26 protein-coding genes and 5 tRNA genes are annotated in these 26,222 nt (G+C 58.7%); 8 read left to right on the plus strand and 23 right to left on the minus strand.

The annotated features are described in order from the left end of the window. Nucleotide 1: 1 nt before the first annotated feature. The 6 genes from KGB24_RS17700 to tig form a co-directional block, all read right to left on the minus strand. Nucleotides 2-79, minus strand: a tRNA-Leu gene (locus tag KGB24_RS17700). A 53-nt stretch (nt 80-132) separates the two neighbouring features. Further along, a complete protein-coding gene (locus KGB24_RS17705; protein WP_002552737.1) occupies nt 133-405 on the minus strand; it encodes an HU family DNA-binding protein in 273 nt (90 codons plus the stop codon). 147 nt (nt 406-552) lie between these two features. Then, nucleotides 553-2,949 (minus strand): endopeptidase La, encoded by a 2,397-nt coding sequence (gene lon, locus KGB24_RS17710; RefSeq protein WP_008034103.1) that lies wholly within the window; start codon nt 2,947-2,949, stop codon nt 553-555. 162 nt (nt 2,950-3,111) lie between these two features. Beyond that, nucleotides 3,112-4,395 carry an ATP-dependent Clp protease ATP-binding subunit ClpX gene (clpX, locus tag KGB24_RS17715; protein WP_007946893.1) on the minus strand — a complete coding sequence of 428 codons (1,284 nt, stop codon included), beginning with the start codon at nt 4,393-4,395 and terminating at the stop codon, nt 3,112-3,114. 112 nt (nt 4,396-4,507) lie between these two features. Continuing rightward, the gene (clpP, locus tag KGB24_RS17720) at nt 4,508-5,143 is read right to left on the minus strand and encodes an ATP-dependent Clp endopeptidase proteolytic subunit ClpP (protein WP_008034105.1); all 636 of its coding nucleotides are present in this window, start codon (nt 5,141-5,143) and stop codon (nt 4,508-4,510) included. A gap of 93 nt (nt 5,144-5,236) precedes the next feature. Continuing rightward, on the minus strand, nt 5,237-6,547 hold the full coding sequence (tig, locus tag KGB24_RS17725; protein ID WP_032832734.1) for a trigger factor: 1,311 nt from the start codon (nt 6,545-6,547) through the stop codon (nt 5,237-5,239). Between the two features lie 140 nt (nt 6,548-6,687). On the opposite strand from tig, the gene KGB24_RS17730 reads away from it, so the two are divergent. Further along, nucleotides 6,688-6,903 carry a hypothetical protein gene (locus tag KGB24_RS17730; RefSeq protein WP_223415008.1) on the plus strand — a complete coding sequence of 72 codons (216 nt, stop codon included), beginning with the start codon at nt 6,688-6,690 and terminating at the stop codon, nt 6,901-6,903. A 45-nt stretch (nt 6,904-6,948) separates the two neighbouring features. Here KGB24_RS17730 and KGB24_RS17735 read toward each other — a convergent pair. From KGB24_RS17735 to KGB24_RS17750, 4 genes are all read right to left on the minus strand, one after another. Continuing rightward, nucleotides 6,949-7,024, minus strand: a tRNA-His gene (locus KGB24_RS17735). A gap of 77 nt (nt 7,025-7,101) precedes the next feature. Then, a tRNA-Leu gene (locus KGB24_RS17740) sits at nt 7,102-7,186 on the minus strand. A gap of 54 nt (nt 7,187-7,240) precedes the next feature. Beyond that, a tRNA-His gene (locus KGB24_RS17745) sits at nt 7,241-7,316 on the minus strand. A 32-nt stretch (nt 7,317-7,348) separates the two neighbouring features. Continuing rightward, nucleotides 7,349-7,425: transfer RNA gene (locus tag KGB24_RS17750), tRNA-Arg, on the minus strand. Nucleotides 7,426-7,700: 275 nt separating this feature from the next. Here KGB24_RS17750 and folD point away from each other — a divergent pair. Next, nucleotides 7,701-8,555, plus strand: a complete 855-nt coding sequence (gene folD, locus KGB24_RS17755) for a bifunctional methylenetetrahydrofolate dehydrogenase/methenyltetrahydrofolate cyclohydrolase FolD (RefSeq protein WP_008034109.1) — start codon at nt 7,701-7,703, stop codon at nt 8,553-8,555. A 238-nt stretch (nt 8,556-8,793) separates the two neighbouring features. Continuing rightward, nucleotides 8,794-9,732 (plus strand): D-alanyl-D-alanine endopeptidase, encoded by a 939-nt coding sequence (pbpG, locus tag KGB24_RS17760; RefSeq protein WP_008034113.1) that lies wholly within the window; start codon nt 8,794-8,796, stop codon nt 9,730-9,732. Nucleotides 9,733-10,681: 949 nt separating this feature from the next. Here the strand turns inward: pbpG and KGB24_RS17765 are convergent. The 3 genes from KGB24_RS17765 to KGB24_RS17775 all read right to left on the minus strand — a co-directional run bounded on the left by KGB24_RS17765 (nt 10,682) and on the right by KGB24_RS17775 (nt 11,927). Beyond that, nucleotides 10,682-10,876, minus strand: coding sequence for a hypothetical protein (locus KGB24_RS17765; RefSeq protein ID WP_223415010.1), 195 nt, complete (start codon nt 10,874-10,876; stop codon nt 10,682-10,684). A 19-nt stretch (nt 10,877-10,895) separates the two neighbouring features. Further along, the gene (locus KGB24_RS17770) at nt 10,896-11,102 is read right to left on the minus strand and encodes a DUF6021 family protein (RefSeq protein WP_008033692.1); all 207 of its coding nucleotides are present in this window, start codon (nt 11,100-11,102) and stop codon (nt 10,896-10,898) included. 96 nt (nt 11,103-11,198) lie between these two features. Further along, on the minus strand, nt 11,199-11,927 hold the full coding sequence (locus KGB24_RS17775; RefSeq protein ID WP_223415012.1) for a peptidase C39 family protein: 729 nt from the start codon (nt 11,925-11,927) through the stop codon (nt 11,199-11,201). Nucleotides 11,928-12,094: 167 nt separating this feature from the next. Here KGB24_RS17775 and KGB24_RS17780 point away from each other — a divergent pair, with 167 nt between their 5' ends. Next, nucleotides 12,095-12,265: a hypothetical protein gene (locus KGB24_RS17780; RefSeq protein WP_177318192.1), complete on the plus strand. Its 171-nt coding sequence runs from the start codon at nt 12,095-12,097 to the stop codon at nt 12,263-12,265. An 82-nt stretch (nt 12,266-12,347) separates the two neighbouring features. On the opposite strand, the gene KGB24_RS17785 is transcribed toward KGB24_RS17780, so the two are convergent. Next, the gene (locus tag KGB24_RS17785) at nt 12,348-13,097 is read right to left on the minus strand and encodes a TerC family protein (protein WP_008044163.1); all 750 of its coding nucleotides are present in this window, start codon (nt 13,095-13,097) and stop codon (nt 12,348-12,350) included. Nucleotides 13,098-13,126: 29 nt separating this feature from the next. Next, a complete protein-coding gene (locus tag KGB24_RS17790) occupies nt 13,127-13,369 on the minus strand; it encodes a hypothetical protein (protein ID WP_008033695.1) in 243 nt (80 codons plus the stop codon). A 135-nt stretch (nt 13,370-13,504) separates the two neighbouring features. Between KGB24_RS17790 and nhaR the strand changes: the two genes are divergently transcribed. Further along, complete coding sequence (nhaR, locus tag KGB24_RS17795) at nt 13,505-14,404, plus strand: transcriptional activator NhaR (RefSeq protein WP_008033698.1); 900 nt, start codon at nt 13,505-13,507, stop codon at nt 14,402-14,404. A 3-nt stretch (nt 14,405-14,407) separates the two neighbouring features. Here the strand turns inward: nhaR and KGB24_RS17800 are convergent, their stop codons facing one another. Then, nucleotides 14,408-15,562, minus strand: a complete 1,155-nt coding sequence (locus KGB24_RS17800; RefSeq protein WP_008033699.1) for an MFS transporter — start codon at nt 15,560-15,562, stop codon at nt 14,408-14,410. A gap of 279 nt (nt 15,563-15,841) precedes the next feature. Between KGB24_RS17800 and sstT the strand changes: the two genes are divergently transcribed. Further along, the gene (gene sstT, locus KGB24_RS17805; protein WP_008033700.1) at nt 15,842-17,074 is read left to right on the plus strand and encodes a serine/threonine transporter SstT; all 1,233 of its coding nucleotides are present in this window, start codon (nt 15,842-15,844) and stop codon (nt 17,072-17,074) included. 991 nt (nt 17,075-18,065) lie between these two features. Here the strand turns inward: sstT and KGB24_RS17810 are convergent. From KGB24_RS17810 to KGB24_RS17830, 5 genes are read right to left on the minus strand one after another with little or no spacing between them, the layout of a single operon-like run. After that, entirely contained in the window at nt 18,066-18,575 is a 510-nt protein-coding gene (locus KGB24_RS17810; protein ID WP_008030762.1) for a DUF1993 family protein, read from the minus strand. 40 nt (nt 18,576-18,615) lie between these two features. After that, on the minus strand, nt 18,616-20,136 hold the full coding sequence (locus tag KGB24_RS17815; RefSeq protein WP_223413809.1) for an ArnT family glycosyltransferase: 1,521 nt from the start codon (nt 20,134-20,136) through the stop codon (nt 18,616-18,618). A 3-nt stretch (nt 20,137-20,139) separates the two neighbouring features. Continuing rightward, entirely contained in the window at nt 20,140-20,418 is a 279-nt protein-coding gene (locus KGB24_RS17820) for a lipid-A-disaccharide synthase N-terminal domain-containing protein (RefSeq protein WP_008030764.1), read from the minus strand. After that, nucleotides 20,415-21,155, minus strand: a complete 741-nt coding sequence (locus KGB24_RS17825) for a glycosyltransferase family 2 protein (RefSeq protein WP_223413810.1) — start codon at nt 21,153-21,155, stop codon at nt 20,415-20,417. The genes KGB24_RS17820 and KGB24_RS17825 overlap by 4 nt, the downstream gene beginning before the upstream one ends. Before the next feature lie 46 nt (nt 21,156-21,201). Then, entirely contained in the window at nt 21,202-22,179 is a 978-nt protein-coding gene (locus KGB24_RS17830) for an NAD-dependent epimerase (protein WP_223413811.1), read from the minus strand. A 309-nt stretch (nt 22,180-22,488) separates the two neighbouring features. Here KGB24_RS17830 and KGB24_RS17835 point away from each other — a divergent pair, with 309 nt between their 5' ends. Beyond that, on the plus strand, nt 22,489-23,136 hold the full coding sequence (locus KGB24_RS17835) for a YceH family protein (protein WP_008030770.1): 648 nt from the start codon (nt 22,489-22,491) through the stop codon (nt 23,134-23,136). 139 nt (nt 23,137-23,275) lie between these two features. Here KGB24_RS17835 and KGB24_RS17840 read toward each other — a convergent pair whose 3' ends face one another. Continuing rightward, nucleotides 23,276-23,794: a cupin domain-containing protein gene (locus KGB24_RS17840; protein WP_008042813.1), complete on the minus strand. Its 519-nt coding sequence runs from the start codon at nt 23,792-23,794 to the stop codon at nt 23,276-23,278. A 215-nt stretch (nt 23,795-24,009) separates the two neighbouring features. Then, nucleotides 24,010-24,828 carry a shikimate 5-dehydrogenase gene (locus tag KGB24_RS17845; protein ID WP_223413813.1) on the minus strand — a complete coding sequence of 273 codons (819 nt, stop codon included), beginning with the start codon at nt 24,826-24,828 and terminating at the stop codon, nt 24,010-24,012. Nucleotides 24,829-25,073: 245 nt separating this feature from the next. Between KGB24_RS17845 and KGB24_RS17850 the strand changes: the two genes are divergently transcribed. Next, complete coding sequence (locus KGB24_RS17850) at nt 25,074-25,439, plus strand: hypothetical protein (RefSeq protein WP_008030776.1); 366 nt, start codon at nt 25,074-25,076, stop codon at nt 25,437-25,439. Nucleotides 25,440-26,222: the final 783 nt, after the last annotated feature.

The raw sequence follows: 26,222 nt of genomic DNA on the forward strand, positions 1-26,222 counted from the left end.
CTGGCGGAGCGGACCAAGGGTTCGAACTTGCGACCCTCGGTGTCTCGGACCGGCAACTTGCCGACTGGACTACCGCTCCGCTGCCAGGTCAGGCATGACCCCGACCCGGATAGGCAAAAACCTGAATCGAACTTAGTTGACAGCTTCTTTCAGTGCTTTACCGGCTTTGAAACCTGGTTTTTTGGCTGCTGCGATTTCCAGTGTCTTACCGGTCTGTGGGTTACGACCAATGCGAGCTGGACGATCAGTCACGGAGAAAGTACCGAAACCAACCAGAACAACAGAGTCGCCAGCCTTGAGAGCGCCAGTGACGGATTCGATTACAGCGTCCAGCGCACGGCCAGCAGCAGCTTTCGGGATATCAGCGGATGCAGCGATAGCATCAATCAGTTCCGACTTGTTCACTCTAAGTCCCCTTATATCTATTTGAGTATGATTCTAAGTTTTTTGGTGAAAGCAAAAACGAGTGCTGAATGGCCTACAGACACTTAAGAGCCGCTTTATAACAAGGGCTCTAAAAAGCTGTCAACAAGCCCTCCAGGCAAATGCGTACTAATGCGTGCTAATTCTTTCCTTAGAGTCAGACTCGCGTTTTTCATCCTTTGCAACTATCTCCGGAGCTACATCGGGCAAGGGCTCCGGCGCGTATTGCAGCGCAATTTGCAGGACCTCGTCAATCCATTTAACCGGTTTAATCTGCAGATCTTGCTTGATATTGTCAGGAATTTCCTTCAGATCGCGTACGTTCTCTTCAGGAATGATCACCGTCTTGATCCCGCCACGGTGGGCAGCAAGCAGTTTTTCTTTCAGACCGCCAATCGCCAGCACTTGACCGCGCAAGGTGATTTCACCCGTCATGGCCACGTCAGCGCGCACCGGGATCCCGGTCAACGCCGACACCAGGGCCGTGCACATGCCTACACCGGCGCTAGGGCCGTCCTTCGGGGTCGCCCCTTCCGGCATATGGATGTGCGTGTCGCGCTTCTCGTGGAAGTCCAGGGGAATGCCCAGGCTCTTCGCGCGGCTGCGGACAACGGTCAAGGCAGCGGTGATCGATTCGACCATCACGTCACCCAGCGAACCGGTCTTGATCAACTGGCCTTTGCCCGGTACGACAGCAGCTTCGATGGTCAGCAATTCGCCGCCCACCTGAGTCCATGCCAGGCCGGTCACCTGACCGATCTGATCCTGCGATTCAGCCAGGCCGTAGCGGAATTTACGCACGCCCAGGAAGTGCTCCAGCATGTCGGCAGTGACCTTCACCGAGAAGCGTTTTTCCAGTGCATGTTCTTTGACCGCCTTGCGGCAAACCTTGGCAATCTGGCGCTCCAGCCCACGCACACCGGCTTCGCGGGTGTAGTAGCGGATGATGTCGCGGATCGCTTCAGCGTCGAATTCCAGCTCGCCTTTCTTCAAACCGTTGGCAGTAATCTGCTTCGGCGAAAGGTATTTGACGGCGATGTTGATTTTCTCGTCTTCGGTGTAACCCGGCAGACGAATCACTTCCATCCGGTCGAGCAGCGCCGGTGGAATATTCATCGAGTTCGAGGTGCACAGGAACATCACATCGGACAGGTCGTAATCGACTTCCAGATAGTGATCGTTGAAGTTGTGGTTCTGCTCCGGATCGAGCACTTCCAGCAACGCCGACGCTGGATCGCCACGCATGTCGCTGCCCATTTTGTCGATTTCATCGAGCAGGAACAGCGGGTTGCGGACGCCCACTTTTGTCATCTTTTGAATCAATCTTCCTGGCATCGAACCGATATAAGTCCGGCGATGACCACGAATTTCCGCTTCATCGCGCACACCACCGAGGGCCATGCGCACGAATTTACGGTTGGTGGCGTGAGCAATCGACTCCGCCAGCGAGGTTTTACCCACGCCAGGAGGACCGACCAGGCACAACACCGGGCCACGAATCTTCTTCACGCGCTTCTGCACGGCGAGGTATTCGAGGATGCGTTCTTTGACTTCTTCCAGGCCGTAGTGGTCGGCGTCGAGGATGTCTTCGGCACGCGCCAGGTCCAGACGCACTTTGCTCTGAGCCTTCCACGGCACCTGAACCAGCCAGTCGATGTACGAACGCACCACGGTCGCTTCCGCGGACATTGGCGACATTTGTTTCAGCTTGTTCAGTTCGGCCTGGGCCTTGGCCAAGGCGTCTTTCGGCAGGCCGGCTGCATCGATGCGCTTTTTCAGCTCTTCGATTTCGTTATGGCCTTCGTCGCTGTCGCCGAGCTCTTTCTGAATGGCCTTCATCTGCTCATTCAGGTAGTACTCGCGCTGGCTGCGCTCCATTTGTTTTTTGACGCGACCGCGAATGCGTTTTTCGACTTGCAGCAGGTCGATCTCGGCATCCAGCAGCGCCAGGACGTGCTCGACCCGGGCCGACAAATCGATGATTTCGAGAATTTCCTGCTTCTGCTCGATCTTCAGGGCCATGTGCGCGGCCATGGTATCGACCAGGCGGCCTGGCTCGTCGATGCTATTGAGCGACGACAGGACTTCAGCGGGGACTTTCTTGCCCAGCTGCACATATTGTTCGAACTGAGCCAGCAGGCTGCGGACAAACACTTCCGACTCGCGCTCAGGCGCATCGACTTCATCGATCAAGGAGACTTCGGCACGGCAGTGGCCGTCCACTTCGCTGAAGCGCTCCACGGCGCCGCGCTGCTCACCTTCGACCAGAACCTTGACCGTGCCGTCAGGCAACTTGAGCAACTGCAGAACGGTAGCGATCGTACCTACGCGATAAAGTGCTTCTTCACCGGGATCGTCGTCAGCAGGGTTTCTCTGGGCCAGCAGAAGGATCTGCTTGTCGCCCGTCATCGCTGCCTCGAGGGCTTCGATGGATTTCTCGCGCCCCACGAACAGCGGGATAACCATGTGCGGATAAACCACAACATCACGCAATGGCAGGAGAGGCAATTCGATGGTTGTCTTCATGATTTCGCCTCTACGGCGGCCATAAGGCCGTAAACAGATGGAAGTAAGCTTGAAACCAAGATGGGGGCTGCCTTGAAAAAAAACAAGCGCAAAGAGGACGTTAAAAATGCTTTAAAAGAAAAGGGGCCCGAAGGCCCCTTCTTTATTCCAGCTGCGTGACGCTTAAGCGTCTGGCGCGGCCTTGGCAGCCGGCTCACTGTTTTCGTAGATATACAGTGGCTTGGACTTGCCTTCTATAACGCTTTCATCGATCACTACTTTACTCACCTCGGACTGCGAGGGGATTTCATACATAGTGTCGAGCAATACACCTTCGAGAATCGAGCGCAGTCCACGGGCACCGGTCTTGCGTTCCAGGGCACGTTTGGCGACCGATTTGAGTGCGTCAGCCCGGAATTCCAGGTCCACGCCTTCCATCTCGAACAGCTTGGCATACTGTTTGGTCAGAGCATTTTTCGGCTCGGTGAGGATCTGCATCAATGCAGCCTCATCAAGCTCGTCCAGCGTGGCAAGAACCGGCAGACGACCGACGAATTCCGGGATCAGACCGAACTTGACCAGATCGTCAGGCTCGACTTCACGCAGGGATTCACCGACTTTCTTGCCTTCTTCCTTGCTGCGCACTTCTGCGTTGAAACCGATGCCGCCCTTGGTGGAACGGTTTTGAATAACCTTTTCCAGACCAGAGAATGCGCCGCCGCAGATGAACAGGATGTTACGGGTGTCAACCTGAAGGAATTCCTGCTGCGGATGCTTGCGACCACCTTGAGGCGGAACGGAAGCGACCGTACCTTCGATCAGCTTGAGCAGGGCCTGCTGCACGCCTTCACCGGAAACGTCCCGGGTGATCGACGGGTTGTCAGACTTGCGCGAGATCTTGTCGATCTCATCGATGTAGACAATGCCCATCTGGGCTTTTTCTACGTCGTAATCGCACTTCTGCAACAGCTTCTGAATGATGTTCTCGACATCTTCACCCACATAACCCGCCTCGGTGAGGGTGGTTGCGTCGGCGATGGTGAACGGAACGTTCAACAAGCGGGCCAGTGTTTCGGCAAGCAGGGTTTTACCCGAGCCTGTCGGGCCGATCAGCAAGATGTTGCTCTTGCCGAGTTCGACGTCGTCATTCTTTTTGTCACGCTGGTTCAGGCGCTTGTAGTGGTTGTACACCGCTACAGCCAGAACCTTTTTTGCACGCTCCTGACCAATCACGTACTGATCAAGGATGCCGCTGATTTCTTTAGGCGAAGGCAATTTATGCGCGCTGCTTTCCGCCTGGGCTTCCTGCACCTCCTCTCGGATGATGTCATTGCACAGGTCGACGCACTCGTCGCAGATAAAGACCGAGGGGCCGGCAATCAATTTGCGCACTTCATGCTGGCTTTTGCCACAGAAGGAGCAATAGAGCAGCTTGCCGTTGTCCTCGCCGTTGCGGGTGTCAGTCATTCGTTCGATCCAAATCCGATAGGCTTGCAACACAAGATGAAGGCTATTGCGGGCTTTTTCAAGCCCGCTGGTGATCGGACCAGCCGACCCGCCTTATTTTGAGCTGCTTATATTAAGCGGGGCGCTGGGTGATCACTTCATCGATCAACCCGTATTCACGCGCGGCTTCTGCACTCATGAAATTGTCGCGGTTGGTATCGCGCTCGATCTCTTCAAGCGTGCGCCCGCTATGCTTGGCCATCAGCGTGTTGAGACGCTCACGAATGAAGAGGATTTCCTTGGCATGGATTTCGATATCCGAAGCCTGCCCCTGGAAACCGCCCAGTGGCTGGTGAATCATCACGCGTGAGTTCGGCAGGCAGTAACGCTTGCCAGGAGCACCTGCGGTCAGCAGGAATGCGCCCATGCTGCAGGCCTGACCGATACAGGTGGTCGACACGTTAGGCTTGATGAACTGCATGGTGTCGTAGATCGACATGCCCGCCGTCACCGAACCGCCCGGGGAGTTGATATAGAGATGGATGTCCTTGTCCGGGTTTTCCGCTTCAAGGAACAGCAGCTGCGCACAAATCAGGTTGGCCATGTAGTCCTCTACCGGACCCACCAGAAAGATCACCCGCTCCTTGAGAAGACGCGAGTAAATGTCGTAGGCGCGCTCGCCACGAGCAGACTGCTCGACAACCATCGGGACCAGGCCGCCTGCGGCCTGGATATCAGAGTTCTGCTGAATATACGAATTACGGAACATGCTCTGCAGTCACTCCCAAATAGTTATGTCTTGAATACGCATAAGCCAGCACGAAGGCTGGCTTATGGTGTGTGCTTCTTACCGCAGAAAAGATCAGTCGGCTTGTGGAGCTTCTACCGGCTTGACCGCTTCTTCGTAAGAGACCGATTTGTCGGTCACGCTAGCTTTCTGCAGAACAGTATCCACAACTTGCTCTTCCAGCACAACCGAACGGACTTCGTTCAGTTGCTGCTCGTTCTTGTAGTACCAGGACACAACCTGCTCAGGCTCTTGGTAGGCCGAAGCCATTTCCTGGATCATTTCACGAACGCGGGCTTCGTCAGGCTTGAGGTCGAATTGCTTGACCACTTCAGCCACGATCAGACCCAGAACAACGCGACGCTTGGCTTGCTCTTCGAACAGCTCGGCCGGCAGTTGGTCAGGCTTGATGTTGCCGCCGAACTGCTGAACAGCCTGCACGCGCAGACGGTCAACTTCGTTGGACAGCAGAGCCTTTGGCACTTCGATCGGGTTGGTGGCCAGCAGACCGTCCATTACCTGATTCTTGACCTTGGATTTGATTGCCTGACGCAGCTCACGCTCCATGTTCTTGCGAACTTCGGCGCGGAAGCCTTCCAGACCGGTTTCCTTGATGCCGAATTGAGCGAAGAACTCTTCGTTCAGCTCAGGCAGTTTTGGCTCGGAAACAGTGTTCACAGTCACGGTGAACTCAGCGGTTTTGCCCGCCAGGTCCAGGTTCTGATAGTCAGCCGGGAAGGTCAGGTTCAGAACGCGCTCTTCGCCGGCTTTAGCGCCAACCAGACCGTCTTCGAAACCCGGGATCATGCGGCCGGAACCCAGAACCAGCTGAGTGCCTTTGGCGGAACCGCCAGCGAACACTTCACCGTCAACCTTGCCGACGAAATCGATGTTCAGTTGGTCGTCGTTCTGAGCGGCGCGATCGGCCACTTCGAAACGGGTGTTCTGCTTGCGCAGCACGTCCAGCATTTTGTCCAGATCGGCGTCAGCCACGTCAGCGCTCAGGCGCTCAACGGTGATGCCTTCGAAACCGGCAACGGTGAACTCTGGGAACACTTCGAAAATCGCGACGTATTCCAGGTCTTTGCCAGCTTCCAGGGATTTCGGCTCGATCGAAGGAGCGCCAGCCGGGTTCAGCTTTTGCTCAACTACGGCTTCGTAGAAAGAGGACTGGATGACGTCGCCGACAGCTTCCTGACGTGCATCAGCACCAAAACGGCGCTTGATTTCGCTCATCGGCACTTTGCCTGGACGGAAACCAGCGATCTTGGCCTTTTGGGCGGTCTGCTGCAGACGCTTGTTGACCTGAGTCTCGATGCGCTCAGCCGGCACGGTGATGCTCATGCGGCGCTCAAGAGCAGAAGTATTTTCAACAGAAACTTGCATGGATATTCCTCGTTGCACAGACGTTGGCCGGCCGTTTCCGACCCCAGAATCAAGGGCATGCATTCTAGTAGGTCAAACTCAAGAAGTCACCCTACTGAAAACGGGTAACAACGCAGCAGGCAATTTATAGGTGCGAATGCATGAATGCATCTCGCCCCGGTGGCAAATACAGCCAATCATGCCAGGGCTCTGCGCCAACCCTTCTATATATAGAAGCGATTGCCAGGCATCCCCTGACAGCCGATCTCGCGAGCAAGACCGGCGAGCAGCACGGCATCATCGAGAAACAAAAATACGACGAAACGCCCTGCGCCTGCGACCCAGAACCTGCAGTCGCGAAACACTCGAACCACTAAAACAAAAAAGGCGCCAGACTGTTAAATCTGGCGCCTTTCGGAATATGGGGTGGACGATGGGGATCGAACCCACGACAACGGGAGTCACAATCCCGTGCTCTACCAACTGAGCTACGCCCACCATATTGCGTAACAAAGAAGCCAAACAACTTCTTCGTTGAGCTCCAGCCAAGCCAGCGGCCTGAATGAAGCTTTATTTGGTGCGGATGAAGAGACTCGAACTCTTACGCCTCGCGGCGCTGGAACCTAAATCCAGTGTGTCTACCAATTCCACCACATCCGCATGTAGCCGTTAAAGCAAAGGCGCCAGACTGTTAATCTGGCGCCTTTCGAAATATGGGGTGGACGATGGGGATCGAACCCACGACAACGGGAGTCACAATCCCGTGCTCTACCAACTGAGCTACGCCCACCATATCGCGTTACTTGTGCCAAAGCTGCCTAATGGCGCACCCGGCAGGACTCGAACCTGCGACCATCCGCTTAGAAGGCGGATGCTCTATCCAGCTGAGCTACGGGCGCCTTGTTAATCTGTACCCTTGAAGGACTACAAACTAAGTGCTTTCCAGCCTTGCAGAATCGTAATTCCACTCGACCTTCTTAACCAGTGCTAGGCTGTGCCCGACAAGTGCGACGAATAGTATAGAGCCCCCCGTAGGGCGTCAAATCCTTTTTAAAAAAAATTCATTTAATTAAAGGGGTTAGCGGAATTTGCAGACCAAGCGCCTTTGCCCTCACCTCATGACATGCGAGAATGCGTTCTCTTTTTTTCCCCTCTCGATGGTTAATCACGCGCAATGACTGCACAACTAATCGACGGCAAATCGATCGCCGCCAGCCTGCGCCAGCAGATCGCCAAACGCGTTACCGAGCGTCGCCAGCAAGGCCTGCGCACTCCCGGTCTCGCGGTGATCCTGGTCGGCAGCGATCCTGCCTCTCAGGTTTATGTCTCGCACAAGCGTAAAGACTGTGAAGAGGTCGGCTTCATTTCCCAAGCCTACGACCTGCCTTCCGAAACCACTCAAGAAGCGCTGACCGCCCTGATCGATCGCCTTAACGACGACCCGGCAATCGACGGCGTTCTGCTTCAGCTTCCGTTGCCTGAACACCTGGACGCGTCCAAATTGCTGGAACGCATTCGTCCGGACAAAGACGTCGACGGCTTCCATCCTTATAACGTCGGTCGTCTGGCCCAGCGCATTCCGCTGCTGCGCCCTTGCACGCCCAAAGGGATCATGACCCTGCTGGAAAGCACCGGGGCCGATCTTTACGGGATGGACGCAGTGGTCGTCGGCGCCTCCAACATTGTCGGGCGACCGATGGCGATGGAATTGCTGCTGGCCGGTTGCACCGTGACCGTTACCCACCGCTTCACCAAGGATCTGGCAGGCCACGTCGGTCGTGCCGATCTGGTGGTGGTCGCCGCCGGCAAGCCGGGCCTGGTCAAGGGTGAATGGATCAAGGAAGGCGCGATCGTGATCGACGTCGGCATCAACCGTCAGGAAGACGGCAAACTGGTCGGCGACGTGATCTACGAAACCGCCCTGCCCCGCGCTGGCTGGATCACCCCAGTACCGGGCGGCGTCGGCCCGATGACCCGCGCCTGCCTGCTGGAAAACACGCTGTACGCCGCGGAAACGCTGCACAGCTGAGTTCACGCCTCGATCCAGGCAACGAACAAAAGAACCCCGCCAATGGCGGGGTTCTTTTTGCCCGGGGAATGACACGACCACTCGCCGGAAACCTGCTGTTTTGTAGGGCTTTTCAAGGACTTTGACTTGTTGATTGAACAACCATCGACAGTTCTTCAGCCATACTCCTAAAATGCGTCGTTTTTAAAGCAACAGCCCGTTACAAAACGGCTAATCCACACCTTATGAGTCTGCCAGCGTGAAAATCCGTCTTTCCATCCTGAGCCTATTTTTTGTATTTACAGGGACGTTCATCACGCCAACGGTCAATGCTGCTGAAACCACCGCGGCACCTCGAGATACGAAACAACTCAAGCTGGCTTCCGGCAGCTCTTTGCTGCTGGATATGCAGACCAACAAAGTCATCTATGCCAGCAACCCCGATGTGGTTGTTCCTATCGCCTCCGTCAGCAAATTGATGACCGGTCTTGTCGTGGTTGAAGCCAGGCAGAACATGGACGAGTACATCAATATCAACATCAGCGATACGCCAGAAATGAAAGGCGTGTTTTCCCGGGTGAAACTCAAAAGCGAATTGCCGCGCAGGGAAATGCTGCTGATCGCGCTGATGTCCTCGGAAAACCGCGCAGCCGCGAGCCTGGCCCACCACTATCCGGGCGGCTATGTCGCATTCATTGCCGCGATGAACGCCAAGGCCAAGGCGTTGGGCATGACCAGCACCCACTTCGTCGAACCGACCGGCCTCTCCCCTCGTAACGTTTCTACCGCACGCGACCTGAGCAAATTGCTGATCGCGGCGCACAAGTACCCGTTATTGACCGAGTTGAGCACCACCAAGGAAAAAACCGTCTCGTTTCGCAAACCCAATTACAGCCTGGGTTTTCGCAACACCGACCATCTGGTCGGCAAGCCGAACTGGGACATCAAGTTGACCAAAACCGGCTTTACCAATGAAGCCGGCCACTGCCTGGTGCTGGTGACCAGCATGGGTAATCGTCCGGTGGCGCTGGTGATTCTCGATGCGTACGGCAAGTACACGCACTTCGCCGATGCCAGTCGTATTCGCAACTGGGTCGAGACCGGCAAGGGCGCCAACGTTCCGTCTGAGGCCTTGCAGTACAAGTCGGAAAAGAACCTCAAGCACCGTCAGAGTGGTGTGGTTGAGGCTTCGAAGTAGTTGGGGATATATCCGTTTCTTCGGTAACGGCGGCTTATGGTTTCGCCCTTACGGCGAGTCACTTGGAAAAGCCCCAAGTAACCAAGGGCTCTTGCCCCTTTCGTTCGGTGCCTCGCTAATGCTCGGCATGCCCTCGCTCCGGTCCTGCTCCGTGGGCCCGCCGCCATCGGCCATCCATGGCCGGGGGCGGCTAACCCGGCATCCATGCCGGGTTGCCCACTGCGCAGAACCTCCACTCGGCCTCTCGAGGGGGCGCTCAGATCAAAAGCTGAAGGCGAGCTAACGCTCGGCCTGATGAGTGGTGAGAAGCAAAAGCGTATGGGATTCCCTGTAGGAGCCGGCTTGCCGGCGAAAAGCGTCTAGGCGACGCGTTCATTCAGACAGCCCGCGTTATCGTTGACGTCCATCGCTGGCAAGCCAGCTCCTACAATTTTGAATCGTGTGAACCCAATCCCTTGTAGGAGCCGGCTTGCTGGCGATGGCGGTGGGTCAGTCGACGTTTGTATTGGCTGGACGGACGCTATCGCCAGCAAGCCGGCTCCTACAGGGATCGGTGTATATATCCGGAATGAGTGAACGCAGCAGAGAAGGCGAACGCGGACGACTGAGAGCCAGGTCGGCTTTCAGGCCGCCTCGGCGGCTGTGGCGGTGGTCGCCCCCTCGAGAGGCCGAGTGGAGGTTCTGCGCAGTGGGCAACCCGGCATGGATGCCGGGTTAGCCGCGCACGGCCAGGGATGGCCGATCGCGGCGGGCCCACGGAGCAGGACCGGAGCGAGGGCATGCCGAGCCTAGGCGAGGCACCGAACGAAAGGGGCAAAAGCGCTTTGGTTACTTTCCGCCGGGCCGCGCAGGCTTTTCGAAAGTGACTCGCCGTAAGGGCGAAACCAATAGCCGCCGTTACCGCAATAACGGATATACCCCCAACCCACTGAACGCCAAACCGAAAACCTCAATCATTCGGCAATGGCATCTGATCATCATCCGGAACACCATCCCCCGCACTCGGATCCCTTGGCGTCACCACCGGCCTGACCAATGGATCACGCATCGGACGGTCCGGATCCATCACCGGATCAATATCATCCTCCACAGTGGTTGGAACACTGTCCGGACGCTTGTCGTCAAAACTCGAATCAATAGACATACGCACCTCACACAAAACGTCAGGGTTTCAAATTCGCGAGCGGGTCGTAAGGTTTGGCGGGAGCCTTGCCCGCCTCGCCCGGTTTAACATCCCTGGGCGCCCTGGCAGGTCCGATGGGGTCGACCTGAGGGTCGGCAAGGTCCGGCGAATCCGGATCGAAACCCAACTCATTGCCTGAAGAATGCTCGGACGAGTGCGGGCCGGAGGGTGAAGTGGGATGTGTCATGGACGCCTCCTTGGGACGGCCCCGGAAACATCCGGGCCCTTATCCTTTAGAGGCCAATCGCAAGTGGCAGTGCCGGGCAGATGACGAACGGGAAGCTTACTGCGAAGTCAGCGCCTTCTTCGCACGGGCAGCGGCCTGCTCCTGGCCGGCCTGGGCCAAGTCGTTCGCCGCTTTCAACCAACGCGACTGATCAACGTTGGCCGGAATCTGCTCCGGTTTCTGGATCAGCACCGCCCAACCACCCGCATCCTTGAACGACGACTCAAACGAGCTGAAGCTCATCAACTCCCGTCGATTCAATCCCGAGCGCAGCAACACAGTCCGCTTCTGACGGTTGTACCCGGCGAGAATGGCGTAACGCGGTTCAGCCCAGAACGCCGAGCCTTCAGTGAAGCGCACCATCACCGGGTAACCCGCCGCAACCTGGGTCAGCAACGCAGGCAAATGGCTGTCGAGTGGGTAAACGACCATCCCGTACTCGCGGGCGAGGTTCTGCATGTTCTGCTGCAATTGCGTTTCGGCGCCCGGCAGGTGCAAAGGCTTTTCGAGCAACCCCGGGGTAATCACGATGCCCTGCTGGGCCAACAGACTGGCCAGCACTTGGGGTCCGCTTTGAAAGCTTTGCCCACGGTAGAACGTCCCGCTGAGTTCCACGCGTTCCGGCAGACGCTTGACCTCCGGCGCCACACTGCCCGCGCAGCCAGCCAGACCTGCAACACAGCCAACAATCAGGGCTGCCGTTCGAATTCGCGAAAATACCCGCACCATCATCACTCTCTTGTTCAGACGCCAGGTGTCCGTGCTCCCGGCTTGGCCGTTGATCATAGGACGCCGCGCGACAGCGGTATAGCCTTAACCGGCAGTTGATTGCGTTCGATAGAGCGAACTGATTGGTCGGCAACGACCTTTGGTCAATAGCCTGCAACATGGCAGCGACTAGACTGTCACTTGCAAAGCGTGTGTGCCCGAAGCAGGGCGAAGAGGAGGCACTGATGAGCCTGACAATGACCATTGTGATGTTGATTTTCAGTTGGCTGGCTGTTGCCGCCGCCATGTTGTGGGGAGTCCTGCGAATTGCCCGCAGGCACCATCACCACCCCGCCCAGCCGGCTCGGGTGACGAAAACCGACAAACCGGTTGCACGTCACGCCACTGCGCACTGACGGGCACTTTTTAATACCCCCGAATACAAAAGGCCGCCTGGACTCTTGCGAGTGCAGGCGGCCGTTTTCGTTTCAGCCCAGGTTACGCTTCAGCGGCAATGCGCTTCTGCTTGGCCCGTCGCGACATCATGTTCAAGCCTTCAATCGTTGCCGAGAACGCCATGGCTGCGTAGACGTAGCCTTTCGGTACGTGGGCGCCGAAGCCTTCGGCGATCAGCGTCATGCCGATCATGATCAGGAAGCCCAGTGCCAGCATCACCACCGTCGGGTTGTCGTTGATGAACTTGGCCAATGGGTCAGCCGCCAACAACATCACCAGCACCGACACCACCACCGCGATGATCATGATCGGCAAATGCTCGGTCATACCGACAGCGGTAATGATGCTGTCGATGGAGAACACCATGTCCAGCATCAGGATCTGACCGATCGCGGCGGCAAAGCCCAGGGTCACGGTCGAGGTCGCCGACTTCGGATCTTCCGGCGCCGGGTCCATGCTGTGATGGATCTCGGTGGTCGCCTTCCACAACAGGAACAGGCCGCCGGCGATCAGGATCATGTCCTTCCAGGAGAACGCGTGGCCGAGGATCTCGATCACCGGCTCAGTCAACTGGACGATGAACGCGATGGTGCTCAGCAGTGCCAGTCGCAGGATCAGCGCCATGCCGATACCAATGCGCCGCGCCTTCTGCCGATGCTGTTCCGGCAGTTTGTTGGTCAGGATCGAGATGAAGATCAGGTTATCGATGCCGAGCACGATTTCCATCACCACCAGCGTGGCCAGGGCGACCCAGGCGGTGGGGCTTGCAGCAAGTTCTAAAAGGTATTCCATGGGTCAGTCCTGACTCGTTTTAAGACGGTTTAGATTTCCTGGGACGACGATTCGGTTTTCTCTTTATCGTCGCCCGATGATTCTTTCTTGCTGACCAGCCCGCCGGTGGCATCGCTGAGCGCTTGCTCGGCGGCTTTGTGGGTGTCGTCAATCGCTTGCTTGGCGGATTCGGCAGCCTTGCCCATCAGTTGCTGAGCGCTTTTTTCGGCCTGGTCGCAACCGGCCAGCACCAGTAAAGACGCAATCAACAGTGCCGTGGTTTTAAGCTTCATGATGCTTTCCTCGATAGAACAAAACGGGCCGAAACGATGGCCCGCTGATAGCGAGGCATTCTAGGGAGGCAAACACTTCAGGAAAATTCGTATTTTTAGCGGTTATACTTCGGTTTTAACGAACTGTAGGTCGCCATGCTCAACTATCGACAACTGCATTACTTCTGGGTCGTGGCCAAGACCGGCAGCATCGTGCGCGCCTGCGAACAGCTGAACCTGACGCCGCAGACCATCAGCGGGCAGATTTCCTTGCTCGAACAAACCTACGGTATCGAGTTGTTTCGTCGGGTTGGCCGACAGCTGGAGCTCACCGAAGCCGGCCGCCAGACCCTGCCCTACGCCGAGCAAATGTTTCAGCTCGGCGGTGAATTGGAGCTGATGCTGCGGGCGCAACCCAATGAGCAGCAGATTCTGTTTCGGGTTGGCGTGGCTGACGTGGTACCCAAATCCATCGTCTATCGCCTGATCGCGCCGACCATGGAGCTGAGCGAACCGCTGCGCATTACCTGCCGCGAAGACAAACTTGAACGCTTGCTCGCCGACCTGGCGATTCAGCGCCTGGACCTGGTGATTTCCGACAGCCCGATGCCGTCGCACCTCGACATCAAGGGCTACAGCCAGAAACTCGGGGAATGCGGGATCAGTTTCTTCGCCACCGCCGAACTGGCGGCGCAGTACGGTCAGGATTTCCCACGCAGCCTGCACGGCGCACCGCTACTGATTCCGGGGCCGGAAACCGTGGTGCGCAGTCGTTTGCAACGCTGGTTTGCCGAGCAGCAGATTCAGCCGCGCATCGTCGGCGAGTTCGACGACAGCGCGTTGATGCAGGCCTTCGGTCAGTCCGGCAGCGGGATTTTCATCGGCCCGAGCGTGATTGCCGATGAAGTGAAGCGTCAGTGCGGCGTGGAATTGATTGGCCAGACCGACGCCGTGACCGAGTCGTTCTACGCCATTTCGGTGGAGCGCAAGGTCAAGCACCCCGGCATCGTTGCGATTACCGAAGGTGCCCGACGCGAGCTGTTCACCGAGATATGAGGGTCAGGCGCAGACTTCGCGGGGTTTGAAGGTCATCAGCGCCATGGCCAACAGGATCGAGATCAGAATAAAACCCGCCGCCGCAAAGCCAAGCCCACCCAGGCCAACGCTGTCGATCACCCGGCCACCGACCATCGCGCCCAGACCGATACCGAGGTTGGCGCCGGCAATGTTCAGCGACGCGGCAAACGCCGGCGCTTCGGGCGCGGCTTTCATCAAACGCACATGGCTGACCAGGAACAACGCCGCTTGTGTCACGCCCCAAATGCCCATTGCTGCCGCCAGACCCAGCGGCGAATGGATGTTCGGCACCAGCGTCACCATGCCGGCGATCATGAACGCGCAGAACGTCACGGAAGCAATCAGCGGATGACGATCCACCGCGCGACCGCCCAACGAGTTGCCGATCAGGCCCACCGCGCCGAAGCCCATCAGGCACCAGCCCACTACAGTGCCGTTGAAACCGGCCAGCCGCTCAAGAATGTCCGCCAGATAGGTGTAAGCGGTGAACATGCCGCTGAACACCAGGATCGACAGCAACACGTGCCCGATCATCAACGGGCTGCGCAGGATCTTGAACTGTGAACGGAAGCTCACCTGATGCTGATGCAGACTGGTTTTCGGCAAGTAGATAAACAGCAGCAACGCCTTGGCAAACGCGATCACCGCCAGAATGCCGAAGGCACTGCGCCAGCCGAACGCATCGGAAATCAACGTACCCACCGGAATGCCGAACACCGTCGCGCAAACGATGCCGAAACCGATCTTGGCAATGGCGCGTCCGGCGTAATCCGGCCCGACGATGTCCACCGCCGTTTCACTGGCCAGGGCCCAGAACACTGGTAGCCCGAGTGCGGGGATCAACCGCGCAACGGCCATCACCCAGATGTTCGGCGCAAACGCCGCGAGGGTGTTGGCCAGACCGAACATGATCAACACCGAAATGAACAGCTTGCGCCGTTCGAACCGGGCGAAGTACGCGGTCAGGAACGGCCCGAACGCGGCGACAGTGAAGGCGAACAACGTCACCAGCAAACCGGCCTGGGGGATGGTCACTTCAAGATCCCGGGCGATTGCCGGCAACAGGCCGACGATGATGAATTCCGTGGTCAGCACCGTGAAACCGGCGGCGGACAACAGAAGGATGGGCAACAGCATGCAGAACTCCAGAAAACGACAACACCAGCGATAGCCCGAAGGCTCACTGGCAGACATGAAAATGAGGATGCGCAATCTTAACAGAGTGTTTCCAAAGGCGGTTGCACGAACCTGCACATCGCGTTTAACAGGCGGGTGGCAGATCGTCACAGGTCTGAGGGATGCGGACGACGCTGTGATAAAGTCCGCGCCCTGCGATTCGTACACCCTGTTCATCCGCCCTTTAATGGCCGCGATGTCGCGACACACCGCACCTAATAAAATCAGAGATGCCGTTTTATGACCGCTTCATCCCCTTCGCTATTGCAACGCTTGAAACGCTTGAGCCTGGTTACGCAAATCATCATCGGCCTGCTCGCCGGGATTGCCCTGGCGCTGGTTGCGCCGGACGTGGCGAAGTCCACTGCGTTCATCGGCAAAGTGTTCGTCTCGGCGCTGAAAGCCGTCGCGCCGATTCTGGTGTTCGTGCTGGTCATGGCGTCGATCGCCAACCACAAGCACGGCCAGGAAACACACATCCGCCCAATTCTGTTTCTGTACTTGCTGGGCACGTTTGCGGCGGCCGTGGTCGCGGTCGTGGCCAGCATGATGTTCCCGTCGAGCCTGGTGCTGTCCACCCACGACGTCGCGGTGACCGCGCCGGGCGGTATCGGTGAAGTGCTGCAAAGTCTGCTGCTGAGCGTGGTGGATAACCCGGTCAGCGCGCTGATGAATGCCAATTTCATCGGTATTCTGGCGTGGGCCATCGGCATGGGCGTCGCCATTCGCCATGCCGGTGACACCACGCGTGAAGTGCTCGGCGACTTGTCCAACGGCGTGACCCTGATCGTGCGCCTGGTGATCCGTTTTGCGCCGCTGGGGATTTTCGGCCTGGTGGCGTCGACCCTCGCCACTTCCGGTTTCGGTGCCTTGATCGGCTACGCGCATCTGCTGGCGGTGTTGCTGGGTTGCATGCTGTTTGTGGCGCTGGTGATGAACCCGGTGATCGTGTTCTGGAAGCTGCGTCGCAACCCGTATCCGCTGGTGATCATGTGCTTGCGTGAAAGTGGCATCACGGCGTTTTTCACCCGCAGTTCGGCGGCGAATATTCCGGTCAATCTGGAACTGAGCAAGCGCCTGGGTCTGCATGAGGACACTTATTCGGTTTCGATTCCGCTGGGTGCGACGATCAACATGGCGGGTGCTGCGATCACCATTACTGTGCTGACCCTGGCGGCTGTGCATACGCTGGGTATTGCCGTGGACATTCCGACTGCCATCTTGCTGAGTGTCGTCGCGGCGATTTGTGCCTGTGGCGCTTCGGGTGTGGCGGGTGGTTCGTTGTTGTTGATTCCACTGGCGTGCAGTCTGTTCGGCATTCCGAGTGAAATCGCCATGCAGGTGGTGGCGGTTGGTTTCATTATTGGTGTGTTGCAGGATTCGGCGGAGACTGCGCTGAATTCTTCGACTGATGTGCTGTTTACGGCGGCGGCTTGTTTGGGTGAGGACGAGAAGGCTCAGCGTTTGGCGTGACGCGTGGTTTGGTGGCTGTTTGGATTTTGGGCATATCCGTTTCTTCGGTAACGGCCACTTAGGGTTTCGCCCTTACGGCGAGTCACTTGGAAGAGCCCCAAGTAACCAAGGGCTCTTGCCCCTTTCGTTCGGTGCCTCGCCTAGGCTCGCCATGCCCTCGCTCCGGTCCTGCTCCGTGGCCCCGCCGCCATCGGCCATCCATGGCCGGGGGCGGCTAACCCGGCATCCATGCCGGGTTGCCCACTGCGCAGAACCTGCGCTCGGCCTCTCGAGGGGGCGCTCAGATCAAAAGCGGAAGGCGAGCTAACGCTCGGCCTGATGAGTGGTGGAAAGCAAAAGCGCACATCGCCCCCTGTAGGAGCCGGCTTGCCGGCGAAAAACGTCGGGGCAACGCGTTCATTCAGACAGCCCGCGTTATCGTTGACGTCCATCGCTGGCAAGCCAGCTCCTACAATTTCAAACCGTGTGAACCCAATCCCGTGTAGGAGCCGGCTTGCTGGCGATAGCGTCCGTCCAGTCAATAAATGCGTCGACTGACCCACCGCCATCGCCAGCAAGCCGGCTCCTACAGGGGGATGTGCAAGGAAGTGTGCGCACGACCGAAGAGCCAGGTCGGCTTTCAGGCCGCCTCGGCGGCTGTGGCGGTAGTCGCCCCCTCGAGAGGCCGAGCGCAGGTTCTGCGCAGTGGGCAACCCGGCATGGATGCCGGGTTAGCCGCCCCCGGCCATGGATGGCCGATGGCGGCGGGCCCACGGAGCAGGACCGGAGCGAGGGTATGCCGAGCCTAGGCGAGGCACCGAACGAAAGGGGCAAAAGCGCTTGGTTACTTGGCGCTCTTCCAAGTGACTCGCCGTAAGGGCGAAACCAATAGCCGCCGCAACCGAAAAAACGGATATGCCCCCAGACAAAAAACCATAACCCCACTCCCACAAGAACAATAAAAAGCCCGCCAAGGCGCAAACCTTGGCGGGCTTTTTTGTACCCGGGCGGTTTAGAACGCGCCCATGTAATCGCGCTTGCCCACTTCCACACCGTTATGACGCAGCAATGCGTAAGCGGTGGTGACGTGGAAGAAGAACTGCGGCAGACCGTAGCTCAGCAAGTAAGCCTGGCCGCTGAAGCGCTTCTCTTTCGGCGTGCCCTGACGGGTGATGATCTCGATGCCTTCCTTGCCATTGATCTGCTCAGGCTTGATCTCGCCAATGTAAGCCAGAACCTTGGTCAGCAACGCTTGCAGCTCGGCGAAGGTGGTTTCAGTGTCGTCGTACTTCGGCACTTCGATCTCGGCCAGACGCGAAGAAACACCCTTGGCGAAATCAACGGCGATCTGCACCTGACGCACCAGCGGGAACATGTCCGGGTACAGACGGGCTTGCAGGAAAGCGTTCGGATCAATGTTCTTGGCGGTGGCGTGGGCTTCGGCCTTGTTCAGAACGTCGCTCAGGGCATTGAGCATTTGTTTGAAAACAGGGACAGAAGCGTCGTACAGGGAAATGGTCATGGCAGTCTCGTGTGGTGACAGGAGTGAAACGTGGGGTCGATTATAGCGATGCACGGTCCCAGGTGAAGCGATAGATATGGGCCGGCGGACCAGGATGGCAATTGCCGTTGTCGGCGTCGGCACCGACGATCGACCATTGCGCCCGGGAGGTCTCGCCCAACTCGCGGGCAGCCTGCGGATTGAAGCACTGACCGAGTTGTTCATCCGGCACCAACGCGTACGCCTGCGGATGTTCACGCAACCACTGCGCCGCCTGCTCGACCGTTGAACCGATCATGCCGAAATGCACGATCGGCTGCCTTGCGAACAACCAATGGCCCTCGCGCCAGTGGACCAACACCAGGTCTGCGCCCCGAGTCATGGTCGCCGCCTGCGCCATCAACGCCTCGTGGGGATTGGCGCCGTCCTTGACCGGCTCGATGAACCCTCGGGCGAACCACAGCGTGAACCAGATCACCGCCACCCCCTGAAAAATCCGCGAACCCAGTTGGCGTTGACGGAACCAGCGCCTGAGCAACCACGGCATCAGCGGCGCGGCGACCAGCACCAATCCCGGCAGCGCCGGATAAATGTACAACTTGCGCTTGCCGCTGCTCAGGCAGAAAAACAGCACCACCAGCACCACCCACCCCAGCAGCACCAACACGCGGCCATCGCGCTTGCGTAATTGCCGGCGCCAGGCGGGGATCAGCCACGGCAGCGCGAGCACCAGCGGCAACCAATATTGCGGAATGACGCTGACGAAGAAGTACCAGAACGGCTCCCGGTGATCCCAGGCGGCCGCATAACGCCCCGCCGTCTGGCGCAGCAGGATTTCCCGCACGTAGGCAATTTCCTCAGCACCGCCATTGAGCACGATGGACAGCGCCAAGGGCAGCAGCCAGATGCCCACGGCACCGAGCAGCACCACAACACCCAGGCACCATTTGCGCGCTTCGCCCGGCATCGCCACCACGCCGGACCAACCTTTGCGCACCGCGTAGGCATACAGGATCAGCATCAACGCCGGCACAAAGCCGACCCCTTTGGTGATCACGCCGATCCCCATCGCCGCACAGCCCACGTAAAACCAGCGCCAGGCCGGCCCGAGCAGCAGGTGTCGGGCCAGACCGTACAGGCCCAGCGAGGTGAACAGGATCAGAAAACTGTCGATCTGGCCGGTGCGCAAAATGCTGTAGGTCTGATAGGTCGCCAGGTAAAGCAGCGCGGCCGTCCGACCGGCTCGCTGGTTCCAAAGCCTGCGACCCAAGTCGTAGAGCATCGCCGTGACCGAGGTGGCAGACAGCAGCCCCGGAAGGTAAAGGGCAATGGCGGGCATCCCGGTGATCCAGGTGAAAAACGCCACGGTCCACATGAATATCGGTGGTTTATCGCCGTAAATCTCGGCAGCGCGATGGGGAATCAACCACGACCCGTTATGCAGCATCTCCAGCGCCACGCCGAGGAAGCGCTCCTCGTCCACATTCTGCGGCTGGCGCAACCCGAGCCCTGCGCCGACCAGCAACAGAGCAAGCAGCATCAGCCCCAGGCATTCGACGCCGGGTGAAAGGGTTCGGCGCATGGGTCAGTCCTTCAAGGTTTTGCTGCGGGCAATCAATTGCAGGTTGCGCAAATAGACGATGGAACCGAACGCCTGGCCGATGATGAACACCGGGTCCTGTCGATAGATGGCGTACGCGAACAACAGCGCGCTGCCGATGATGCTCAGGTACCAGAAGCTCACCGGTATCACGCTGCGTTTTTTGTATTCGCTGTACAGCCACTGCAGGACAAAGCGCCCGGTGAAGGCGATCTGGCCGCTGAAACCGACCACCAGCCACAGGGTTTCGCGGGACAGATTCATCCTTCGATCTCCTGCGGCCGGGTGTTCAGGCGTGTGCGCCGGATCAGCCACCAGACACCGATCAGGTCGAGAATCCCCACCAGCGCGCGGTCGATGTTGCCGTATTTGGAGACGCCGGCCGTGCGCGGTCGATGATTGACCGGGTGGGTGAGCATGCGGCCGTTGTGGCGCTGGATCAGCGCGGGGATGAAGCGGTGCATATGGTCGAAGTACGGCAAACGCAGGAACGCCGCACGCTGGATCAGTTTCAACCCGCAGCCGGTGTCCGGCGTCTGATCCTTGAGCATGCGTCGGCGCAACCTGTTGGCAAACCGCGAAGCCCAGCGTTTGCTGGCAGTGTCGCGGCGGTTGACCCGGTGCCCGGCGACCAATTGCAGGTCGGCAGCTGCCGGCTCACGGCGCACCAGCGCCAGCATGCCGGGGATGTCCGCAGGGTCGTTTTGCCCGTCACCATCGAGGGTCGCCAGCCATTGGCCACGGGCGGCGAGCGCGGCGTGATAGAGCGACGTGCTCTGCCCCAGCGAACGTTCATGTTGCAGGATGCGCAGCGTGTTCAGCCCGTTTTGCCGGGTCTGCCGCAACGCCTGCAACGTGGTGTCAGTGCTGCCATCGTCGACGACGATGACTTCATACGCTTCATCCGCCAGCGCGACGCGGATTTCTTCCAGCAGCGCGGTGAGATTGCTCGCTTCGTTCTTTGCCGGAATCAGCACGGATACAAATAAGTCCTGGCTCATGGAGGCCCCTGTTTTCCTGAATTTTTTATGTTCGAAGATCAACGCTTCAGCGCTGATAAAAGTGGCGATACCACTTCACGAATTGCCCGACGCCGGCCTCGACCGTCACGTGCGGACGAAAGTCGACCCACTGCGCCAATGCCGACACATCCGCCCAGGTCCTGTGCACATCGCCCGCCTGCATCGGCATCAAGTTGCGCCGGGCAGGCCGGCCCAGCGCCGCCTCCAGGCATTCGACGAAATCCAGCAGCGCCACCGGCGTGCCGCGCCCGATGTTGAAAATCCGGTTGACGCCCTCCCCGGCGTTCTCCGGCAACGGCGGGCGTGGACGCAGGCGGACGATGCTTTCGACGATGTCGTCGATGTAGGTGAAATCCCGCGACATCAAGCCCTGGTTGTAGAGGTCGATGGGGCGATCGTTGAGGATCGCGTCGGTGAACTTGAACAGCGCCATGTCAGGGCGGCCCCAAGGTCCGTACACGGTAAAAAACCGCAGGCCGCTGGCCTGGAGCCCGTAGAGATGGCAGTAGCTGTGAGCCATCAGCTCATTGGCGCGCTTGCTCGCCGCGTACAGCGAAACGGGGTGATCGACGGCGTCTTCGACGCTGAATGGCAACTTGCTGTTGGTGCCGTACACCGAACTGCTCGAGGCATAAATCAGATGGTCCGGGCGATGGTGCCGGCAGGCCTCCAGCACATTCAAAAACCCTGTCAGGTTCGATTGCGCGTACACGTCCGGGTTGTCCAGCGAGTAGCGAACACCCGCCTGGGCCGCCAGATGGATGACATCTGTGAAGCGGTGTTCCTTGAACAACGCCATCAAGGCAGGTTTGTCGACGATATCCAGCGTCTGGAAACGAAAGCCCGACAAGGCTCGCAGCTCCTTGAGCCGAGCGTGTTTGAGCGCCACGCTGTAGTAGTCGTTGAGGTTATCAATGCCGACCACTTCAAGGCCTTGCTCACACAGGCGCTTGACCGTGTGAAAACCGATGAAACCCGCAGCGCCGGTAACCAGTACGGTCATGGCAGGTGCGCGCCGATCAGCGCATTATTGCCAGTCGATTCCAACGTCAGCGTCATGCCTTGCTCCCGGTTGCAGTCAGTAAGGCCAGTGACGTCGTCGATACGCTCTGACGCCGCGCCCCTCAGGCGCGACCGTCATCGCGCGGCCATGCATACGGTGCCCGTCGAATTGTAAAAATCGCGTTATGGATTGATGTAGCTTTTATGACCATTGCCGGGGGACGCGACGAATTCAGTTGCCATTGGCGCCCGCCCATCTAAAGTGCATGCCAGCTGAAGAAGAATATGAATCAGGTAAGGACGCAGCATCATGAGCATTGAGCAAGAAACAACCTTCGACGAGCCACGGCTCAACAGCACGGAAATCCGCATTCTGGGTTCGCTGATCGAGAAACAGGCCACCAGCCCGGAAACCTATCCGCTGACCCTCAATGCCCTGGTGATTGCCTGCAACCAGAAAACCAGCCGCGAACCGGTGATGAACCTCACCCAGGGCCAGGTCGGCCAGAGCCTGCGCGCCCTCGAAGGTCGCGGCTTCGCCAAACTGGTCATGGGCAGTCGCGCCGACCGCTGGGAGCACAAGGTCGACAAGGCACTGGAACTGGTGCCGGCGCAGGTGATTTTGACGGGACTGCTGTTTTTGCGTGGTCCGCAGACGGTCAACGAACTGCTGACCCGCAGCGGCCGCATGCATGAGTTCGAAGATGCCGAGCAGGTTGTGCATCAGCTTGAACGGTTGATTGCTCGTGGTCTGGCGCTGCTGATTCCGCGCCAGGCGGGGCAGCGTGAAGACCGTTACATGCATGCGCTGGGTGATCCGGCGGACATCGAAGCGATCCTCGCGGCACGGCAGAATCCGGTGGAGCGTGGTGGCGGCAGCGGCGTGTCGGTAGAACGCATCGAAGAGCTCGAAGCGCGGATTGCAGCGCTGGAAGAGCGCCTGGCACGCCTCGAGTAACCACAGGCGCCCCAGATCCACCTGTAGGAGCGAGCCTGCTCGCGATAGCGGTTTATCAGCTACATCACTGTTGACTGACACTCCGCTATCGCCGGCAAGCCGGTCTCGCTCCCACAGTTTGGATAGGCGGTGTTAGTAGTTACTCGCCGTCCCAGTAATCCACGCCGTCAGCCTGTCTGGCGATGGCAACGAAGCCCGAGGCATTGCCTTCGGCATCGACCTTGAAGTCGTCCATCACCGCGTACTTGCCGGAGTCCGGGTATTCGCAGATTTCCGGCGATTGCTGGGTGCTGACCGCCAAATAGCGCAGTTCTGCCTTGCTGGTGTTGATGATCTGGTGCGCTGCTTCCGGACCGCCCGGCGGGCAGGCGATCACGTCACCGGCGCGGATCGGAAAACGCTCGGCACCGAGCCGAATCTCCCCTTCCCCCGCGACGACGTAGAACATCTCCTCGTTGACCCGATGACTGTGAAACGGGCTGCCGCGCATGCCCGGTTCCAGCACGTACAAACGATAACCGAGCTTTTGCGCACCCAGTTGCTGACCGACACGAGCCATCCGCTGTTGATAACGGCCGGCAGTTTCACCGGTGGGCGCGAGGGCTTCGGGCAGCGGTTCGAGTTCGACCTGATGCAGGTTGAGGATGGGGGGATGCATGGGAAACCTCGGGCACGGTTTGATGGGGTGGCAAGTCTTGTTTTGCTGGGGAGCAGTATAGGAAATTTGCTGCGACTGACTGGATACCGAGTCGCAGCCATCGCGAGCGAGCTCGCTCCCACATTTGATCGCATTTCTACTGGAAGCACTCGGTCGAATGTGGGAGCGAGCCCGCTCGCGATGAGGCCAGTACTGCCAACAAATAGCGGAAGGCCTCAACTGCGGGCGAATTCCACCGCCTTCTGAAACTGCTCCTGCGTCGGACGCACGCCGGTGTACAACACGAACTGCTCCAGCGCCTGGATCGCGATCACTTCCAGTCCGGTGATCACCCGCTTGCCTTCGGCACGTCCCTGCACGATCAGCGGTGTTTCCGAGGGGATCGCCACCACATCGAAGACAGTCTCCGCTGCTGCGATCGTTTGCGCATCGAACGCCAGGTGATCGGCCTCAGGCCCGCCGGTCATGCCGATCGGTGTCACGTTGATCAACATTTGCGGGCGCTGGCTGCCCAGTTCGGCTTGCCATTCATAGCCCAGCGATTCAGCCAGGGCACGTCCGGCGTGCTCGTTGCGCGCCACAATCAGGCCGTTCAGGTATCCACCATCGCGCAACGCACTGGCCACCGCCTTGGCCATGCCGCCGCTGCCGCGCAGGGCAAAAGTCGACGCCTTGGGCACCTGGTGGGTTTCCAGCAACTGAGCGATGGCGATGTAGTCGGTGTTGTAAGCCTTGAGGTGGCCGTCGGTATTGACGATGGTGTTGATCGATTGAATCGCGGCAGCCGATTCGTCCAGTTCATCGACCAGCGCAATGCTGGCTTCCTTGAATGGCATCGACACGCCGCAGCCGCGAATCCCCAGGGCGCGGATACCTGCGACGGCACCGGTCAGGTCCTGGCTGCGGAACGCCTTGTAGTAGAAATTCAGGCCAAGTTGTTCGTACAGATGATTGTGAAATCGCAGGCCAAAGTTCCCGGGGCGGCCCGACAGGGACATGCACAGCTGGGTGTCTTTGTTGGGGTTCATCTGCATGAAAAATCTCCTTCAATTGCACTTTCAGATGGACGGGATTAGCCATGCCATCGCGTTCTGATCGATCATATCCGCGTACCTGCTCGTGGCAGCGAAGTTGGTAAGGAAGCCGGTACAGACCTTACACAAAATTTACCCAACGGCTGTGCTGATTTTCAGAAATACGCTGTCTTAGAAGTATCCCCGCGACAATCCTTGGGTCTATTGCAGACGCAAGCGCCGGGTCGATGAACCGAGGAACTATCATGATCCGTAAAATCCCCACAGTTGCCTTGCTGATCGGTGCTCTTGCTATCGCAGGGCAGGCAGAAGCGCATGGCGGTGGCGGGTGGCAAGGTCCAGCGGTATTTGGTGCGATCGTTGGCTCGGCCATCGTCGGTTCGGCCATCATCAATAGCGGCCGGCCGGTCTATGTGCAGCAACCGGTTTACGTGCAGCCACAGCCGGTTTACGTGCAGCAACCGCCACCGGTTTATTACCAGCCGGCACCGGTTTATGTGCAACAACCGGGTTATTACGGCCCGCCGCCGGTCTACTACGGCCCTCCCCGTGGTTATTACGGCCCGCCGCGTGGCTATTACGGGCCTCCGCATGGTTATGGCCGCTGGTGACAGGCTCACGCAGGCCTTGACTGGGTGTATATCCATTGTTTGGGTGATGGCTGATATTGGTTTCGCCCTTACGGCGAGTCACTTGGAAAAGCCCCAAGTAACCAAGGGCTCTTGCCCCTTTCGTTCGGTGGCTCGCTAAGGCTCGCCATGCCCTCGCTCCGGTCCTGCTCCGTGGGCCCGCCGCCATCGGCCATCCATGGCCGGGGGCGGCTAACCCGGCATCCTTGCCGGGTTGCCCACTACGCAGAACCTCCACTCGGCCTCTCGAGGGGGCGCTCGGATCAAAAGCTGAAGGCGAGCTAACGCTCGGCCTGATGAGTGGTGAAAATCAAAAGCGTACGCAGATCCCTGTAGGAGCCGGCTTGCCGGCGAAAAACGCCCGGACACCGCGTTCATTCAGACAGCCCGCGTTATCGTTGACGTCCATCGCCAGCAAGCTGGCTCCTACAATTTTGAATCGTGTGAACCCAATCCCTTGTAGGAGCCGGCTTGCTGGCGATAGCGGTGGGTCAGTCAACGTATGTATTGGCTGGGCGGACGCCATCGCCAGCAAGCCGGCTCCTACAGGGGATAGGTGTACATATCCGGAATGAGGGAACGCGCGCACCAAAGAGCCAGGTCGGCTTTCAGGCCGCCTCGGCGGCTGTGGCGGTAGTCGCCCCCTCGAGAGGCCGAGTGGAGGTTCTGCGCAGTGGGCAACCCGGCATGGATGCCGGGTTAGCCGCCCCCGGCCATGGATGGCCGATGGCGGCGGGCCCACGGAGCAGGACCGGTGCGAGGGCA

Source organism: Pseudomonas sp. BF-RE-25 (genome assembly GCF_019956105.1).
GTDB classification, from domain to species: Bacteria; Pseudomonadota; Gammaproteobacteria; order Pseudomonadales; family Pseudomonadaceae; genus Aquipseudomonas; species Aquipseudomonas migulae.

Bases quoted from the DNA above. Each gene is read 5' to 3' on its own strand.
- KGB24_RS17810 (WP_008030762.1), bottom strand. From the start codon at position 18,575: ATGACCATTTCCCTGTACGACGCTTCTGTCCCTGTTTTCAAACAAATG.
- KGB24_RS17765 (WP_223415010.1), bottom strand. From the start codon at position 10,876: ATGTCTATTGATTCGAGTTTTGACGACAAGCGTCCGGACAGTGTTCCA.
- clpX (WP_007946893.1), bottom strand. From the start codon at position 4,395: ATGACTGACACCCGCAACGGCGAGGACAACGGCAAGCTGCTCTATTGC.
- KGB24_RS17770 (WP_008033692.1), bottom strand. From the start codon at position 11,102: ATGACACATCCCACTTCACCCTCCGGCCCGCACTCGTCCGAGCATTCT.
- clpP (WP_008034105.1), bottom strand. From the start codon at position 5,143: ATGTTCCGTAATTCGTATATTCAGCAGAACTCTGATATCCAGGCCGCA.
- KGB24_RS17825 (WP_223413810.1), bottom strand. From the start codon at position 21,155: ATGAGCCAGGACTTATTTGTATCCGTGCTGATTCCGGCAAAGAACGAA.
- tig (WP_032832734.1), bottom strand. From the start codon at position 6,547: ATGCAAGTTTCTGTTGAAAATACTTCTGCTCTTGAGCGCCGCATGAGC.
- nhaR (WP_008033698.1), top strand. From the start codon at position 13,505: ATGCTCAACTATCGACAACTGCATTACTTCTGGGTCGTGGCCAAGACC.
- KGB24_RS17785 (WP_008044163.1), bottom strand. From the start codon at position 13,097: ATGGAATACCTTTTAGAACTTGCTGCAAGCCCCACCGCCTGGGTCGCC.
- KGB24_RS17820 (WP_008030764.1), bottom strand. From the start codon at position 20,418: ATGAATCTGTCCCGCGAAACCCTGTGGCTGGTGGTCGGTTTCAGCGGC.
- KGB24_RS17815 (WP_223413809.1), bottom strand. From the start codon at position 20,136: ATGCGCCGAACCCTTTCACCCGGCGTCGAATGCCTGGGGCTGATGCTG.
- KGB24_RS17790 (WP_008033695.1), bottom strand. From the start codon at position 13,369: ATGAAGCTTAAAACCACGGCACTGTTGATTGCGTCTTTACTGGTGCTG.
- KGB24_RS17730 (WP_223415008.1), top strand. From the start codon at position 6,688: ATGAATGCATCTCGCCCCGGTGGCAAATACAGCCAATCATGCCAGGGC.
- KGB24_RS17800 (WP_008033699.1), bottom strand. From the start codon at position 15,562: ATGCTGTTGCCCATCCTTCTGTTGTCCGCCGCCGGTTTCACGGTGCTG.
- KGB24_RS17775 (WP_223415012.1), bottom strand. From the start codon at position 11,927: ATGATCAACGGCCAAGCCGGGAGCACGGACACCTGGCGTCTGAACAAG.
- KGB24_RS17840 (WP_008042813.1), bottom strand. From the start codon at position 23,794: ATGCATCCCCCCATCCTCAACCTGCATCAGGTCGAACTCGAACCGCTG.
- KGB24_RS17830 (WP_223413811.1), bottom strand. From the start codon at position 22,179: ATGACCGTACTGGTTACCGGCGCTGCGGGTTTCATCGGTTTTCACACG.
- lon (WP_008034103.1), bottom strand. From the start codon at position 2,949: ATGAAGACAACCATCGAATTGCCTCTCCTGCCATTGCGTGATGTTGTG.
- KGB24_RS17845 (WP_223413813.1), bottom strand. From the start codon at position 24,828: ATGCAGATGAACCCCAACAAAGACACCCAGCTGTGCATGTCCCTGTCG.
- sstT (WP_008033700.1), top strand. From the start codon at position 15,842: ATGACCGCTTCATCCCCTTCGCTATTGCAACGCTTGAAACGCTTGAGC.
- KGB24_RS17780 (WP_177318192.1), top strand. From the start codon at position 12,095: ATGAGCCTGACAATGACCATTGTGATGTTGATTTTCAGTTGGCTGGCT.
- KGB24_RS17835 (WP_008030770.1), top strand. From the start codon at position 22,489: ATGAGCATTGAGCAAGAAACAACCTTCGACGAGCCACGGCTCAACAGC.
- folD (WP_008034109.1), top strand. From the start codon at position 7,701: ATGACTGCACAACTAATCGACGGCAAATCGATCGCCGCCAGCCTGCGC.
- KGB24_RS17850 (WP_008030776.1), top strand. From the start codon at position 25,074: ATGATCCGTAAAATCCCCACAGTTGCCTTGCTGATCGGTGCTCTTGCT.